This window comes from Liquorilactobacillus sucicola DSM 21376 = JCM 15457 (genome assembly GCF_000612445.1).
GTDB lineage: Bacteria > Bacillota > Bacilli > Lactobacillales > Lactobacillaceae > Liquorilactobacillus > Liquorilactobacillus sucicola.
The window spans coordinates 390,412-404,612 of sequence record NZ_BALC01000001.1 but is presented as its reverse complement, the minus strand read 5'-3'; the positions used below and the strand labels follow the sequence as shown (position 1 = coordinate 404,612).

The window sequence follows — 14,201 nt, the reverse complement described above, 5'->3', positions numbered from 1 at the left end:
ATTAACGTTAATCTTAGAAAGAACTAAAACAATTTTATGAGTATTACAGCAAGTACTACTTTTGAATCTCTTCTTCATAATCGCAGTTACTGCATTTGACCTGTTTACCCTTTTTGGTTTTCTTTTCAATCAAATAATGATTACATTTAGGACAGTCACGCCCAACCGGCTTATCCCAAGAAACAAAATCACAGTCTGGATACCGTGAACATCCATAGAAAATCCGATTCTTTTTAGACTTGCGTTCAACTACTTCACCCTTATGACATATTGGACATGTAACACCGATTTCCTTAATGATTGGTTTGGTGTTATGACAATCTGGGAAACGACTACAAGCATAGAACTTGCCATAGCGCCCCAACTTGATAACCAAAGGAGCCCCGCACACATCGCAATTAATCCCTGCAGGTTCATCTTTGATGCGCACTTTAGCCAACTTAGCATCAGCTGCCACAACTTCTTTTGAAAATGGTTGATAAAAACTATCGACAACTTTGACCCACTTTTGCTTTCCCTCTTCGATCTCATCTAAATGATCTTCTAACTGTGCAGTAAAATCAACATTTAAAATATCAGGGAAACATTTTTCAATCATTTCATTAACAATTTCCCCTAGCTCCGTTGGCTCAAATTTCCGTGAAACGAGCTTGACATAATACCTCTTTTGAATAGTGGCTAAGGTTGGTGCATAAGTTGAAGGCCGTCCTACACCATTTTCTTCCAATGTCTTTATTAGAGTGGCTTCGCTATATCGGGCTGGCGGTAACGTAAAATGCTGATTTGGCTGATTTTTTACCATCAAAACTTCATCATCTTGCTTAAGTTCTGGAAGCTCATTGTCTTTTTTCTTACTTTCAGCATAAACTTTTGTGAAACCCGGAAACTTCATTTTCGAGCCCTTCGCACGGTAGAGAACTTCATTTTGCTCAATATTGACACTCATCGTATCAGAGATAGCCGGTGTCATCTGACTTGCCACAAAACGTGACCAAATCAAAGTGTAAAGTTTTAGCTGATCTTTGTTCAAATAATCTTTCAGCGAATCCGGAGTTCGCAAGACAGACGATGGACGAATAGCCTCATGCGCATCCTGCGCTCCTTCAGCCAGTTTCCCTTTACGCGGTTTAATTGCAGCATATTCAGCCCCATAGCTCTCATGAATAAAAGAAGCTGTTTCATGCTTAGCAAGCGATGAAATACGGGTCGAATCCGTACGCATATAGGTAATCAACCCGACCACACCGCCTTTGCCGATATTAATGCCTTCATACAGTTGCTGAGCGACCATCATCGTTTTTTGCGTCCTGAACCGCAGCGCATTGTTAGCAACTTGCTGCATTGTACTCGTTGTAAACGGCAATGCAGGAAATCGCTTGCGTTCTTTGCGTTCAACACGTGTAATTTTGAACGGTTTGTCTTGTTCTAATTTCTGCATTATTTTAACGACATCATCATTATTATGAAGAGCCATTTTTTTACCCTTATACCCATAAAAACTTGCATCAAACTTGGAGCGACCTGCTTTAAACTGCGAGTCTATCGTCCAGTACTCTTCCGGTTTGAATTCACGAATCTCTTTTTCGCGTTTTATGATTAAATTTAAAGCAATCGACTGCACACGACCGGCACTCAACCCCTTCTTTATCTTAGACCACAATAATGGCTGATCGAGTATCCGACCAAACGATCTAAAATACGACGCGCCTGTTGTGCATCAACAAGATTCATATCAATAGTTCGTGGTGTCTTGAACGCATTTTTGACAGCATCCTTTGTTATTTCATTAAATACAACCCGATTTTTATCATCAGTATCCAATCCCAACAGATATGACAAATGCCATGCAATTGCTTCTCCTTCACGATCGGGATCGGCTGCAAGATAAACACTATCCGCTTTTTTGGCCTCTTTGCGCAACTCTTTTATGATGTCGCCCTTACCTCTGATAGAAATATAATGCGGCGCGTAATCATTTTCCACATCAACTCCCATCGTACTCTTGGGTAAGTCGCGAATATGCCCTAAACTGGCCATTACCTTATAACGCGACCCTAAATATTTTTCGATCGTTTTTGCTTTTGAAGGTGATTCCACAATCACTAATTTCTTCTTTGTTTTTCTCTTCGTTTTTTTTCTCTGGATCTTTGGCATTTACCAAACTCCTTTATTCACATTTTCAAATTGTAAAAATCGCTAATTATCTTAGGTCATGTGATTAACATTTGTCAAGTATAATCAAATTCTTCAATGATGTGTCTAGCATTTAAAACGGGTTTCGCACCTGCCAAAAGCAGTTCGTTTGTCCCCATCGACAGCGGGGCACTAATTGCTCCTGGTACTGCTAGAACATTGCGATTCTCCTGCAATGCAAGGTTAGCAGTTATTAAACTACCACTGCGCTGACGTGCCTCAATAACTAGTACACCGCGACACAATCCAGCAATAATTCTATTACGTGCGGGAAAGTGATACTGCCTAGGTGCTTGTCCAAGGCCATACTCAGTTATCAAAAGACACTCAGTTCCAATTTTTTGCTGCAGTGCGGCATTAAACTTAGGATAAGCAATATCTATCCCAGTTCCAATAACAGCGACTGTTTTTCCATGACAACCCATTGTTAATTTATGCACAAGACTATCAACTCCTCGTGCCAACCCGCTCAGAGTTACAATACCAGAAGAAATGGTTTCTGGCAATAATTGTTTCAAGACCGTAATCGCATAGGAACTATTCTGACGTGCGCCCACAATTGCAAGCAGTTTTGCGTAATTACTCAATGTCATATCGCCTTGGTAAAAAAGAACTGCCGGTGGGTCAAAAGTTTCTAACAATTGTTGCGGGTACTTTTCATCAATAATAGTTACTGCCGCGCTATAATACAAGTTTTGTGCGAGCTTTTTTTGTAGAGCAGAGCTTGTAAACTCACGCCAAAAAAGCTCCTTTTTCACGTTAGGATAATCCAATAGTTCATCGAGCTTACTTTCCTCAGGTATACGCATTTCATGACTTGATATCCATTGGCAGATTCGTCGCACATCCCGCCTTCCAATGTGTCTGCATAAATGCAGCGCGACAATAAATTCTTGTACTTTCACACTAATCCCACCTTAAGCATAAGTTACCTGAAAATACGCAAAAGTCAGAATATTAGGCTTCTTCCGCAAATTTTGATTTGATCGGCTCAAATGTTTTGCGGTGAATCGGAGTTACACCATAAGCTGCTAGTGCCCCGAGATGTTTTGCAGTTCCATATCCCTTGTTGTCCTTGAAATCGTACGCTGGATATAATGTGTCATAGTAACTCATCAGATGATCACGACTAACTTTGGCAATAATACTTGCTGCTGCAACACTAACACTTCTTGCATCCGCCTTGATAAGCTTTAATTGTGGAATCTCTGTCTCAATTTGCATAGCATCTATAATCAACTGTTGCGGTCGAATTGTTAAAGCAGCAACAGCCTCTTTCATGGCCGAGCGTGTCGCTTGATAGATGTTGATTTCGTCAATTAGCTTGTTATCAGCAAAACCGACCCCAACAGCGAGTGCTTTTTCTAAGATTTTTCCATAAAGATATTCTCTTTTAGCAGCCGAGAGCTGTTTTGAATCATTGACTTCCAACAAGTCAAAATTATGCGGTAGAATAACTGCTGCTGCAACAACTGGGCCAGCAAGTGGCCCTCGACCAGCTTCATCTATTCCCGCAACATAAGAGAAGCCCTCATTCCAATATTCTTTTTCAAAAGAAAAGCGTTCTTCAAATAAAACTTTTCTTTTTTCAATCTTATCTAGCCTGCGTAAGTAGCTCTTTAACTGTGCTTGTGCACCTTTACGCTGATCATTTGTTAATTTTTTGATAAATTCTGGACTCGGTTTCTGCTTTAAGATCGTCTTTATTTTTGAAATCGTCAATTTGCTAGTCATCTTTCTCACTCTCGCATATCATATTCTATCATTCTGCTGTTTTCGCTGGAATTTCATCAAGTGTGTAACTTCCAAGTTTTCCCTTACGACATTCTAAGATTAATCGCTCACTGGCACGGTCATAGTCATCCTTAAATCCCATTTTCTGTGTAAGCACCAACAAAAGATCAACTGTTGTTTTTTGTAGATCTTCCTCTTCAAGACGGTAACGCTCTTTCAGTTTTTCCGAACTGTTTTCCAGAAAATATTCAAGTGCATAGAGTGCAACATCATCTTTAGCGTATAGCGTATCCTTGATCGCGCCTGTCAAGGCCAGCTTTTTGCCTACAAGTGGATCTTCAAATTTAGGCCAGAGAATTCCTGGTGTATCCAATAATACTAAGTTTTTCCCTGCTTTAAGCCATTGCTGTGCTTTGGTAACCCCTGGTTTGTTCCCAACTTGTGCAACATTTTTCTTGACCAAATGATTTAAAAGAGTCGATTTACCCACATTAGGTATTCCAATACACATTACTCGGATACGCTTATGCACAATGCCACGTTCTTTTTGTGTTGCTAATTTAGCACTTAGTACCTGCGTAATCTTTCGCTCTATACTTTTTAAACTATCTTTCAGGCTGTTGACCGCAAGTGCTGGATTACCATTTTCTTCATAATAATTAACCCATTCTTTCGTTTTTGCAGCATTAGCCAAATCTTTTTTAGTCAAAATAATAATACTTGGCTTATTTTGCAGAATTTCAGAAAGCTGCGGATTGCGTGACGATTCTGGGAGACGTGCGTCTACCAATTCTAGTACAATATCAACTTTCTTGATATTTTCCTTAACTTGGCGCAACGCTTTAGCCATATGCCCTGGAAACCACTGTATAACTGTCATTTTGCTGCTCTCCTCCTAATTTCTGCTTATCCATTTAAAGTTCCATAGTGGCCAATAAACAATAATTGCTTTGCCGGTCACCCAACTGGATTTAACTGTTCCAAAAGTACGCGAATCTTTACTTATCCTTCGATTATCACCTAAAACAAAGTACTGCCCCTGTGGAACATGATTCGACCCAGTCAGTTCTTTCAGTGAAAAATCAGACGTGTATGTCTGATTGGAATCCTGCTTTATCACGCGTTTAAGAAAGTTTTCTCTAATATGCTGTCCATTTATATACAATTTATCATTGCGGTATGCGAGTGTGTCACCTGGCATACCTATCACACGTTTAATATACGTCTTGTCGTCCGGCATTTTAATAATGACAACGTCAAAACGTCGAATTCTACCGAAATTCTGGACGAGTGCCTTTTCTCGCGAATGCAACGTCGGTTCCATCGAATTCCCATCAATCTCAAGCGGAACGATCAAAAAAGATCGCACAAAAAGGGCACAGATTGTTGCTATAAAAACCAGCGGTATCCAGTAGCCCCAGCGAATACCTTTCAGTCTGCTCATTTGTTTTTTTCCTTCTCCCTTTGAGGATAATAAAGAATCCATCCGTCTAAAGCTCACTCCCATAGTATACTGTAACAAAAAAAGCACTACTGGTCGATAAGCTCACCAGTATCCCTTAACTTACTTAACAACTTCTAAAAAAGATTCTGACCTGTTAAGAGCTTTTTAATCATTTCCAAAAGGAAGTGCCTTTCATCGCTTCCCCCTAAACCTGTTTAAAACACTCCAAACTTTATTTTGAAGGGCTAGAAATGCTAAATACTGCTGTCGTGTTTGCTTCATCCGCTTGTACCTCTTAGGATTCTTTTTATAAAATTGCTGGTGAAAGTTTTCCGCTGGCCAAAACACACCTGCAGTTTCAATTGCTGTAACAATTGGCCGCTTATACTGATGTGATTTTGCCAGACGTTTCTTTGATTTTTCAGCAATTTGCCGCTGCTGTTCGTTATCAACAAAAATAACTGGCCGATAATTACTGCCGCGATCGGCAACTTGTCCAAGGCCATCTGTTGGATCCGTCAACTTCCAATAAAGCTCAACCAGCTCTTCATACCGAATAATTTTCGGGTCAAAAATGATTTCAACCGCCTCAACATGTCCAGTATAACCGCCCATAACTTGTTCATATGTGGGATTATCTGTATAGCCCCCTGTATAGCCAGAAAGAACTGAAATGATTCCTCTTCTTGTTTCAAATGGCTCGACCATACACCAAAAACACCCACCTGCAAAAATGGCTCGCTCACGTTGCGGCAGGTTTTCCGCGTAGTGCTTAGCGATGTCGAAACGTTTCGTTTGTCCATCTGTTATTTTCATGTAAAGATCCATAACATCTGGGGTTAAATTGTCTCTTAAGGCTAATGGACGTAGTGCAACTTCAAGTTTTTCGATTTGGACACTAAAATCATGTTTGGTGCTAAGAGCGTTTTTTGCCTTAACTAGCAATGAACGCTCCCACGCACGCGTAGCAGGGTTGAGTATTAAGTTATAGATATCATTCACTATCTCTTCTTGGCTACTCTTCATCTCTGCACCAGCCTTCATACTTTAAAACTTAAATTCCCTCTATAACAAAAATAAAAAGTCTACAGTATTCCTTGATGTTCTCCTCTTTTTCAAGGGGAAACACCCACTCATACACTGTCCATCTACCCCAAATACATACTATCTTATATACTCACACTTAAAACTGTTACCACTTCACTACATAATATGATACCCCATTCAATGCTTAAGTAACATTTGATAGCTTGAAAACAAATAAACCTGCCATTCCTATTATTTAAATAGCACCGTTTCTTGCCTGATAACTGCTTAGTTAGAAATTCAACTATTTAGCTACTCTAGTCCTTGTCTGATATTACGTTCCATTCATCACGCAATAGTGAAAAGATATTTTCATCATGATACCCATCATGCAGCTTCTCATTTTTTCTGAGAATTCCTTCATGAATGAAACCTGCTCTATTAGCAACCGCATTGCTTGCTTCGTTATCAGTAGCTGCACGAATAATAATTCTATGTAAATCGTAATCATTAAATCCTATCGCACATATGCCCTTAACAGCTTTCGTCATAATACCGTGTCCACGATATTTTTGTCCAAGCCAATATCCGATGTCCGCTACATTATTCAGTTTGTCAAAGCTATTAAAACTGATCATCCCAACTATTTTTTGCCTGTACCAAATAACTAAATTTAAAGAGTCCTCTTTGGCATAATTAATATTCACCTGCGCAAGAAAGTTTTCTTCATCCCCAATTTTTTTAAGACTGTCAACCCATGGCAAAAACTTTCTCATCGATCCACGATCGTTTTCTATCAACCGAAACAATTCCGCTGCATCTTTTTTTGGCCGTGGTACAGCTAAGAAAAGATCGGATTCTACTCTATAAGACATCATATCAATCACTCCCGTTTGACTAAATTATATTTATTGTATCCTTTATTTGATTAAAAAAAAATAAGGGAATTTCATTCATAATTTAAGCAAATTATTGTTAAAACATTTTCAAAATCTATAAATAATAGTTGCTTATACTGTATCACTGCAATTTTTAATTAATAATTATTGCACAATCAACGCATTTTAGGTAACATAAGCTTGTAAGCTATCGGTTGAGTCTAACTTTAGTAGTTTAGCGTGTCAATTAAAGTGTGAAGTATCTTTTAATTGTGTCTTTCACTATATACTCGATACTCGCATTTTCCGTATACCAGCTCTCAAACTGACCCGGTGCGTCGGTGAAATCAGTTTTACCCTCAAAAAGGGCACTTGATAATCGTTAGCTTATATTCCATTTATGGGAAAACCGTATTTAGAAACTATGGCCTTGGAAGTACCCCTTCAATGGCTGTGGTTTCTTTTTGATTTAAATAGCATTCAATTATTTTGCATATTGCAATTATTTTTTTGCATTATACAAATAATTGGTTAAGTATTTTATTAGGTTAATTTGTATTTACCTCTAGTTTTATCTATCGTTAAACTTTTTTATCTGAGATAATATCTTCATGTTCTCTAATCTTACTAAGCCGCTTTTTATCATTTGACAATAACAATAAGTATAAAGCTTCAACTACAGTCAATGCTGCAACGCGTGAAAAGTAGTATTCAGATTGCAGTACCTTTTGCCGTACAGCCGTTGTTAAATGTAAATCAGCTTTTAGCGCAATTGGTGAATCAGGACGATTGGTAATTGCAATAATTGACATTCTTTTTTTATGGGCAACATCCATTTGTTTTAGCAATGAGCGTGCTTCGCCAGAGTTAGAAATCACTAGTAAAACGGCCTTATCATCAAGATTCAGCGTCTGTGCAACCGAAGTTTCCCATACTCCGTCCCAATAGTCAAGAAACCAATTTGATTGAATTTGTAGACAGCATCTGCAGCAACTGGGAATGTGTCGCCTTCTGCGGCTACTTGTATAATGTTAGCTTTTTCCAGCAATTGCAGAATCTGCTTAACCACTGGCAAAGAAAACTGGGTTAATGTATTTGAGATCTCAGCAATCTTGTTATCCCTAATATTTTCGAGTGCTTGTCCGCTATTTTGATTATCAATCGTTTTATAATAACTTTTCTCATCATTGGCGACTTTAGCCAACTCAATCTTGAACTCATGAAAACCTGACAATGAAAGATTTCTGCAGAAGCGAGAGACTGATGCTTCGCTAACCTGAGCAATTTCAGCCAATTTTAAAATTGTATAATTAATGACTTTATCCGGCGCACCTACCACTACTTGAGCTATTTTTTGATCAGTTTTAGTCATTCCATTGATTCTACTGTAAATGGTATCAACAATGTTTACTTTCCCATTCATTTTTATCCTCCAAACTAAAATACCCACTCATTTTCAAAGTGTTCATGCTTATTTTTGGCAGAGATATTTATTCCAAATGTATCCAAAGTCCATATGTTTGTCAACGTGGGCTCGTTAATTATTGACAGCAAGCAAAACCTGAGCTATTATTCCCTTGTAAATAATTTTCTTTTTTATAAATAATAAGAAAAAAATATTCAAAAGGAGTAAGAATGAAAACTATCATCGATGCTGCGTTGGCTATGTTACGCCCTCACATGACTATCAGTCTAGGAGGCGGCAGTAACGTTAGTAAATTAGCTCAAGAAATCGCCACTGTTCACAACTTACCGCTGACAATCTGTACTCCCTCTGAATTAACCAAACTAAAATGCGAGCAACTTGGTTTGAGTGTTAGCCCTCTCTCCCAAATTACTAGTGTTGACTTTGCATTTGATGGATGCGATAGTGCTGATTATCAACTTAATTTATTAAAAAGCAATGGTGGCATTCATACGCTCGAAAAAATTTATGCACAAACTGCTACTGAGTACATCATTTTAACACCATTCTCTAGAATAAAACCTCAATTAGATCATCGAGTTCCATTGACACTGGAAGTACTTGCTGACGCTGTTTCACAAGTCTTGCAGTTAACATCTCACCTCGGATTAAAAGCTCAACAACGTAAGGATCAAACAGTTGCCAGCTTTGCACGCACACCAAATGGGAATAGACTGATTGATTGTTATGCTGTTTCTTGGCAAAATATAGAGAACCTTAATTTTGAGCTCAGACAATTTAACGGCGTTGTCGGCACTTCATACTTTTCAAATACAGCTACCGCCATTATAACTACTTTAGATAACAAAGAAGTCAAACTAATTAGAAAAGGTGATTTAAAATGAAAAAATATAAATGGGGAATGATCGGCACTGGCTGGATTGCACATGAAATGGCTGATGCTTTAAATAAAGTTAATGGTGAGATTTACGCTGTCACTGCTTTAAATAAAAGTAAATTAAAAAAATTTGCTGCAGAAAAACACGTCCACAAGTACTATTTCAAAGCTGAAGAGCTGATTGCCGATCCCGATATTGATGTTATTTACATTGCTACACCGCATACATACCACTATGATTTCATCAAAAAAGCTTTGAATGCAGGTAAACATGTCCTCTGTGAAAAGGCAATCACTGTTAATGCACAACAATTTGATGAAGTTGAACAGCTTGCTACCAGCAAAGGGCTAATTCTATCTGAGGGATTCACCTTATACCATATGCCGCTTTTCAAACGTGTCCTTCAAACAATCGCAGAAAATAAGCTAGGTGAAATTAAACTAATTCAAGTCAATTTTGGAAGCCTTAAGGATTATGACCCTCAGAACCGTTTTTTCAATAAAGAACTTGCTGGTGGAGCTTTGCTTGATATTGGTGGCTATGCAGTAGCTTTTGCCCGCATCTTCCTAACTGAGCAACCAAATACAGCCCTTACAACTGTCAAATTTTTTGAAACAGGTGTTGACGAACAGTCAGGAATTATCCTGAAAAATAGCCAAGAACAACTTGCCGTTATCTCCTTATCAATGCGCGCCAAACAGCCAAAACGTGGTATAATTTCTGGAACTAAAGGATATGTTGAAATAAATGATTATCCTCGTGCTACGTCTGCTGAATTTACATACACAGCGGATGCACACACGCAGGAAAAGGAAACAATTTCAACTGGTGCATCAGATAAAGCTCTTTGCTATGAAGTGGCAGATATGCAGCGTTACATTGAAAATGGGCATGATGAAGGCCAACTAAAATTATCACATGATGTTGCCCATATTTTAGATTCCGTTCGTACTGCATGGGGATTAAAGTTTCCTTCTTAATCTGTGTAAATTTTTATCTAGACATATTGGTGAGCTGATTATTTGCGTGTTCTTTATATTCTAGTAGCATATAAAATATACTAGGTTTGTTCCAATCTGTTTTTTTCAAAGGAGTGATCCCAAATGGATAACAAAGACGATTTAAAAAATCGGCTCTCAAAAGAAGCCTACGAGGTGACCCAGCATGCAGCTACTGAACGTCCCTTTTCCGGTAAGTATGATGACTTTTATGAGGACGGCATTTACGTCGACATAGTGAGTGGTGAACCACTCTTTAGCTCCACAGACAAATATAATGCTGGCTGTGGTTGGCCGTCTTTCACTAAACCTATTAATCAAGCCAACGTAACTGAACATACTGATACTTCACTTTTAATGACACGAACAGAAGTTAAAAGTCAAAAGGCAGATTCACACTTAGGTCACGTTTTTGAGGATGGTCCTGTTACTGATGGGGGTTTGCGTTATTGTATAAATTCAGCTGCTTTGAAATTTATTCCTGCAAACAAACTTGAGCAAGCCGGATACGGTGAATACCGTTTTTTATTTGGTTGACGAAAAGAAAAATAGACGAGAAATAAAAGAATCATGCTTGTAAGTTTTCTCATACAAGCATGATTCTTTTGATTGATCTTTTTTATTTCAGACTAGAATACTTATGCTAATCATCTAATACTGTACCCATTGTTTCATGCCCCCAGATAATAATCGCAATGACAGCAACAACAATTGATGCACAAAAAATACCGAAGATAGTTGTAAAGGAAATTTCTTTGCTGATTAAAGTTCCCACCATGAGCGGGCCAAGTATTCCTCCAATACGTCCAATCCCCGCTGCTATTCCAGTCCCCGTACCACGAATTTCTAACGGATATTGTTCCGGCGAGTAAGCATAGAGGGTCCCCCATGCCCCCAAATTAAAGAAAGATAACAATATTCCAAATAATAGAAGGGATGCTACACTGGACGCACTCCCAAAACCGAGCGCACTGACTGCTGTACCCAACAGAAATAGCGATAAAACCCATTTGCGTCCTAATCTTTCAACCAGCCAAGCAGCAACAAAGTAACCTGGTAGTTGTGCCAGTGTCATTATTAACGTGTAGCCAAAGCTATGAATCATTGTATGTCCCTTCAGAACTAGGACACTTGGCAGCCACAGAAACATTCCATAGTATGAAAAGACAACCATAAACCAAACAACCCAGAGCATAAGTGTCGCCTTTGCATATTTAGGCGTCCAAAGTTCCCGCAGTGAATCCATTATCCTAGGACGATTTATAAGAACATTTTTTTTCACATAACTCTGCGACTCACGTAAACCGTAACGAAGATATAATGCATAGAATGCTGTTGAAGCGGAAAGTAGCAATGCGATTCGCCAACCCCACGTCGGAATAACAAAGTATGAAATAATAGCAGCAACCAGCCAACCACCGGCCCAAAAACTTTCCAAAAGAACAACGGTCCGCCCGCGCTTTTCAACAGGTACATTTTCCGAAACCAATGTAGAAGCAACCGGGAGCTCGCCACCTAGTCCAGCACCAACAAAAAAACGTAAAATAATAAAAATCAAATAACCTGTCGTTAATGCAGATAAGCCTGTTCCTATTGAAAAAATCAGCAACGTCATAATAAGTACATCTTTTCTTCCTAAACGATCTGCCAAAATGCCAAAGACAACAGCTCCAAGTGCCATTCCGATCGAGCTTACACTTCCGATCCAACCTAATTGAATTTCACTGAGATTCCATTCATTTTTTAATGCAGCTATCACGAATGAAAGCATCCCAACATCCATTGCATCAAACAACCACGCCAAACCAGTCGCAATAAGCAATGATCTAGGTGTATGCTTTTCTTCCAACATTTCCTAACCCCCTATAAAATAGATAAACCAGTGCCAGAAGATGTCTTGACATCCCCTGAAACTGTAGTTTAAGTAAACACTACCGAGGGGTGTCTTGTCAACCCTACAATTCAATAATTTCGCCTTTGCTTCAACTAATCTCCTCAATAAATAGTTTTGAGTTTATAAAAATTGCCGAAAAAAATTGCGGCCACTTAAAACTATGCCGCAATACCTTTGTAATATTAAAGTTTTGTAAATGCCTGTTCTCCCTTGTCCTATTTCACCACTAAAACTGCACAATTTGAGTTTCTTAGAACATAGCTCGTATGTGATCCAACCACTACTTTTTCAAGTGCATTCAAGCCCGTATCGCCTAAAACAATTAAATCGATGTCGTTTTCTTGTGGGAAAGAAGTTGCTAAAATGGTCTTGGTATTCCCTATAATGACTGTACCTGTAACATCTGTCCCTGATTTCTCAGCCTTGTTAACATACTTTTTAATATCTTCCTCAGCTTTTCGTGCTTGATCTTGATAAAAATCATCGCTGACCCTGAAAGATAAATCCATTCCACGATCACGATTAACTACCCACAGTAAATAAAGTTTTGCCGAAAATACACGTGCTAAATCAGTTGCTGCTGCAAAAGCAAGATCTGCTTGCTTTGAACCATCCAAACCTACCAAAATGCGTTTGTAAGCCATAAAAAAACCTCCTTATTGACGGGAAACAGCCTAATCCTAAACGAACCTGCTAATCAGCAGTTTTTAGAAATAAACCTAGCCACATCGAAAAAGCAACATCACAACAATTACTTAGATAATTACCAAACTATCATTTGACTTCATTGTAACATTTTTATTTAAAAATGCCGTGTATAACAACCTCGTCATATATATAATGTATTTGCTTTAAACCAGATTTACTAGCCATCCAGCTACAAGAGCTTAAGCAAGCATCGCAGCAAGTTCTTGATAAACTACAGGCAGTTTCACTGTCCCATATGCATCAATAAAATGTTTTCCTTCAGGCATCAAGATAAACTTAGCATGTAGGTGACGTGCTAGTGTTTCACTATACTCATAAGGTACTATGTCATCATCAAGCGCTGAAATAACAACTACCCTCTTCAGTTTAGGAAGAACCTCTGCATAATTTATTGAGGGCTCCGTGAATTCTGCTAGTTCTGGTAAAGTGTGTAGTTTCTCATCAAAACCAGATACTAAGACAAGGTTAACATCTTTTATCTCATGCTGGCTTAGAAAGCGTAGCGCCTCAATACAACCCAAGCTATGTCCTACAAGTGTTATCCCGTTTTCAGATGAGATTTTACGACTACATGTTTGATCCCATTCTGCTGGTTTGGGATGATCAGCGTTTGGCAACTGTAGTACCTTGACCTGCTTTTTCATCTTCTCTTCAACTTGTTGCTTGAGCCATGGAAACCAATTAGCATTTCTGTTAGAAGTATAACCATGGAGAACATAAAGCTTTTTCTTAGTCATTTTCTCAACCACCTTTGCTAGTTTATTGTTGAAAACAATACTTTAACTCAATTATAGTAGGTACATGTTACCATAATTACTGTGTAATGCAACGATACTTTTGTTTCAAGTACCAAAAGTATACCAGCTGCTGCCACGAAAAAAATTACGGTCAAGATATCATGTACTCAGGCAATGTACATATGCAATACGATGGAGTGGTAAGCTCTCAGCACTCATTTGAAGGCCTTAGCACAGCAATTTTTGTTATGAGTAATCTAAAGTTAAATGGAGAAATTTCAACTA

General features: G+C 38.5%; 12 protein-coding genes and 2 pseudogenes. 3 read left to right on the top strand and 11 right to left on the bottom strand.

All coding sequences use genetic code 11. From position 1 onward, the window contains the following. Nucleotides 1–55: 55 nt before the first annotated feature. The 8 genes and pseudogenes from topA to JCM15457_RS01995 all read right to left on the bottom strand — a co-directional run bounded on the left by topA (nucleotide 56) and on the right by JCM15457_RS01995 (nucleotide 8,698). Nucleotides 56–2,154 (bottom strand): annotated as a pseudogene (gene topA / locus JCM15457_RS02030) (type I DNA topoisomerase). A gap of 74 nt (nucleotides 2,155–2,228) precedes the next feature. Continuing rightward, nucleotides 2,229–3,098 (bottom strand): DNA-processing protein DprA, encoded by an 870-nt coding sequence (gene dprA, locus JCM15457_RS02025; RefSeq protein ID WP_034987020.1) that lies wholly within the window; start codon nucleotides 3,096–3,098, stop codon nucleotides 2,229–2,231. A gap of 52 nt (nucleotides 3,099–3,150) precedes the next feature. Further along, on the bottom strand, nucleotides 3,151–3,927 hold the full coding sequence (gene rnhB / locus JCM15457_RS02020; RefSeq protein ID WP_034987017.1) for a ribonuclease HII: 777 nt from the start codon (nucleotides 3,925–3,927) through the stop codon (nucleotides 3,151–3,153). A 28-nt stretch (nucleotides 3,928–3,955) separates the two neighbouring features. Beyond that, on the bottom strand, nucleotides 3,956–4,807 hold the full coding sequence (ylqF, locus tag JCM15457_RS02015; RefSeq protein WP_034987014.1) for a ribosome biogenesis GTPase YlqF: 852 nt from the start codon (nucleotides 4,805–4,807) through the stop codon (nucleotides 3,956–3,958). Between the two features lie 15 nt (nucleotides 4,808–4,822). Next, nucleotides 4,823–5,371, bottom strand: coding sequence for a signal peptidase I (gene lepB, locus JCM15457_RS02010; protein WP_034987476.1), 549 nt, complete (start codon nucleotides 5,369–5,371; stop codon nucleotides 4,823–4,825). 192 nt (nucleotides 5,372–5,563) lie between these two features. Then, the gene (gene msrA, locus JCM15457_RS02005; RefSeq protein WP_034987474.1) at nucleotides 5,564–6,397 is read right to left on the bottom strand and encodes a peptide-methionine (S)-S-oxide reductase MsrA; all 834 of its coding nucleotides are present in this window, start codon (nucleotides 6,395–6,397) and stop codon (nucleotides 5,564–5,566) included. Nucleotides 6,398–6,714: 317 nt separating this feature from the next. Beyond that, entirely contained in the window at nucleotides 6,715–7,275 is a 561-nt protein-coding gene (locus JCM15457_RS02000; RefSeq protein WP_034987011.1) for a GNAT family N-acetyltransferase, read from the bottom strand. A 581-nt stretch (nucleotides 7,276–7,856) separates the two neighbouring features. Then, nucleotides 7,857–8,698, bottom strand: a pseudogene (locus JCM15457_RS01995) (MurR/RpiR family transcriptional regulator). A gap of 212 nt (nucleotides 8,699–8,910) precedes the next feature. Here JCM15457_RS01995 and JCM15457_RS01990 point away from each other — a divergent pair. The 3 genes from JCM15457_RS01990 (at nucleotide 8,911) to msrB (ending at nucleotide 11,114) form a co-directional block, all read left to right on the top strand. Beyond that, a complete protein-coding gene (locus JCM15457_RS01990) occupies nucleotides 8,911–9,585 on the top strand; it encodes a ribose-5-phosphate isomerase A (protein WP_034987008.1) in 675 nt (224 codons plus the stop codon). Beyond that, nucleotides 9,582–10,559 (top strand): Gfo/Idh/MocA family protein, encoded by a 978-nt coding sequence (locus tag JCM15457_RS01985; protein WP_034987004.1) that lies wholly within the window; start codon nucleotides 9,582–9,584, stop codon nucleotides 10,557–10,559. Before JCM15457_RS01990 ends, JCM15457_RS01985 begins: the two co-directional genes overlap by 4 nt. Nucleotides 10,560–10,682: 123 nt before the next feature. Next, complete coding sequence (gene msrB / locus JCM15457_RS01980; protein ID WP_034987001.1) at nucleotides 10,683–11,114, top strand: peptide-methionine (R)-S-oxide reductase MsrB; 432 nt, start codon at nucleotides 10,683–10,685, stop codon at nucleotides 11,112–11,114. Between the two features lie 106 nt (nucleotides 11,115–11,220). Here msrB and JCM15457_RS01975 read toward each other — a convergent pair whose 3' ends face one another. From JCM15457_RS01975 to JCM15457_RS01965, 3 genes are all read right to left on the bottom strand, one after another. Further along, nucleotides 11,221–12,429, bottom strand: a complete 1,209-nt coding sequence (locus tag JCM15457_RS01975; protein WP_034986998.1) for an MFS transporter — start codon at nucleotides 12,427–12,429, stop codon at nucleotides 11,221–11,223. A 257-nt stretch (nucleotides 12,430–12,686) separates the two neighbouring features. Then, on the bottom strand, nucleotides 12,687–13,115 hold the full coding sequence (locus JCM15457_RS01970) for a universal stress protein (protein WP_034986996.1): 429 nt from the start codon (nucleotides 13,113–13,115) through the stop codon (nucleotides 12,687–12,689). A 243-nt stretch (nucleotides 13,116–13,358) separates the two neighbouring features. Beyond that, nucleotides 13,359–13,916: an RBBP9/YdeN family alpha/beta hydrolase gene (locus tag JCM15457_RS01965; protein WP_034986994.1), complete on the bottom strand. Its 558-nt coding sequence runs from the start codon at nucleotides 13,914–13,916 to the stop codon at nucleotides 13,359–13,361. Between the last annotated feature and the right edge of the window lie 285 nt (nucleotides 13,917–14,201).

Excerpts from the sequence above, each read along its gene's own strand:
- JCM15457_RS01970 (WP_034986996.1), bottom strand. The coding sequence starts at position 13,115 with ATGGCTTACAAACGCATTTTGGTAGGTTTGGATGGTTCAAAGCAAGCA.
- JCM15457_RS01975 (WP_034986998.1), bottom strand. The coding sequence starts at position 12,429 with ATGTTGGAAGAAAAGCATACACCTAGATCATTGCTTATTGCGACTGGT.
- msrB (WP_034987001.1), top strand. The coding sequence starts at position 10,683 with ATGGATAACAAAGACGATTTAAAAAATCGGCTCTCAAAAGAAGCCTAC.
- msrA (WP_034987474.1), bottom strand. The coding sequence starts at position 6,397 with ATGAAGAGTAGCCAAGAAGAGATAGTGAATGATATCTATAACTTAATA.
- rnhB (WP_034987017.1), bottom strand. The coding sequence starts at position 3,927 with ATGACTAGCAAATTGACGATTTCAAAAATAAAGACGATCTTAAAGCAG.
- JCM15457_RS02000 (WP_034987011.1), bottom strand. The coding sequence starts at position 7,275 with ATGATGTCTTATAGAGTAGAATCCGATCTTTTCTTAGCTGTACCACGG.
- ylqF (WP_034987014.1), bottom strand. The coding sequence starts at position 4,807 with ATGACAGTTATACAGTGGTTTCCAGGGCATATGGCTAAAGCGTTGCGC.
- JCM15457_RS01990 (WP_034987008.1), top strand. The coding sequence starts at position 8,911 with ATGAAAACTATCATCGATGCTGCGTTGGCTATGTTACGCCCTCACATG.
- JCM15457_RS01965 (WP_034986994.1), bottom strand. The coding sequence starts at position 13,916 with ATGACTAAGAAAAAGCTTTATGTTCTCCATGGTTATACTTCTAACAGA.
- JCM15457_RS01985 (WP_034987004.1), top strand. The coding sequence starts at position 9,582 with ATGAAAAAATATAAATGGGGAATGATCGGCACTGGCTGGATTGCACAT.
- lepB (WP_034987476.1), bottom strand. The coding sequence starts at position 5,371 with ATGAGCAGACTGAAAGGTATTCGCTGGGGCTACTGGATACCGCTGGTT.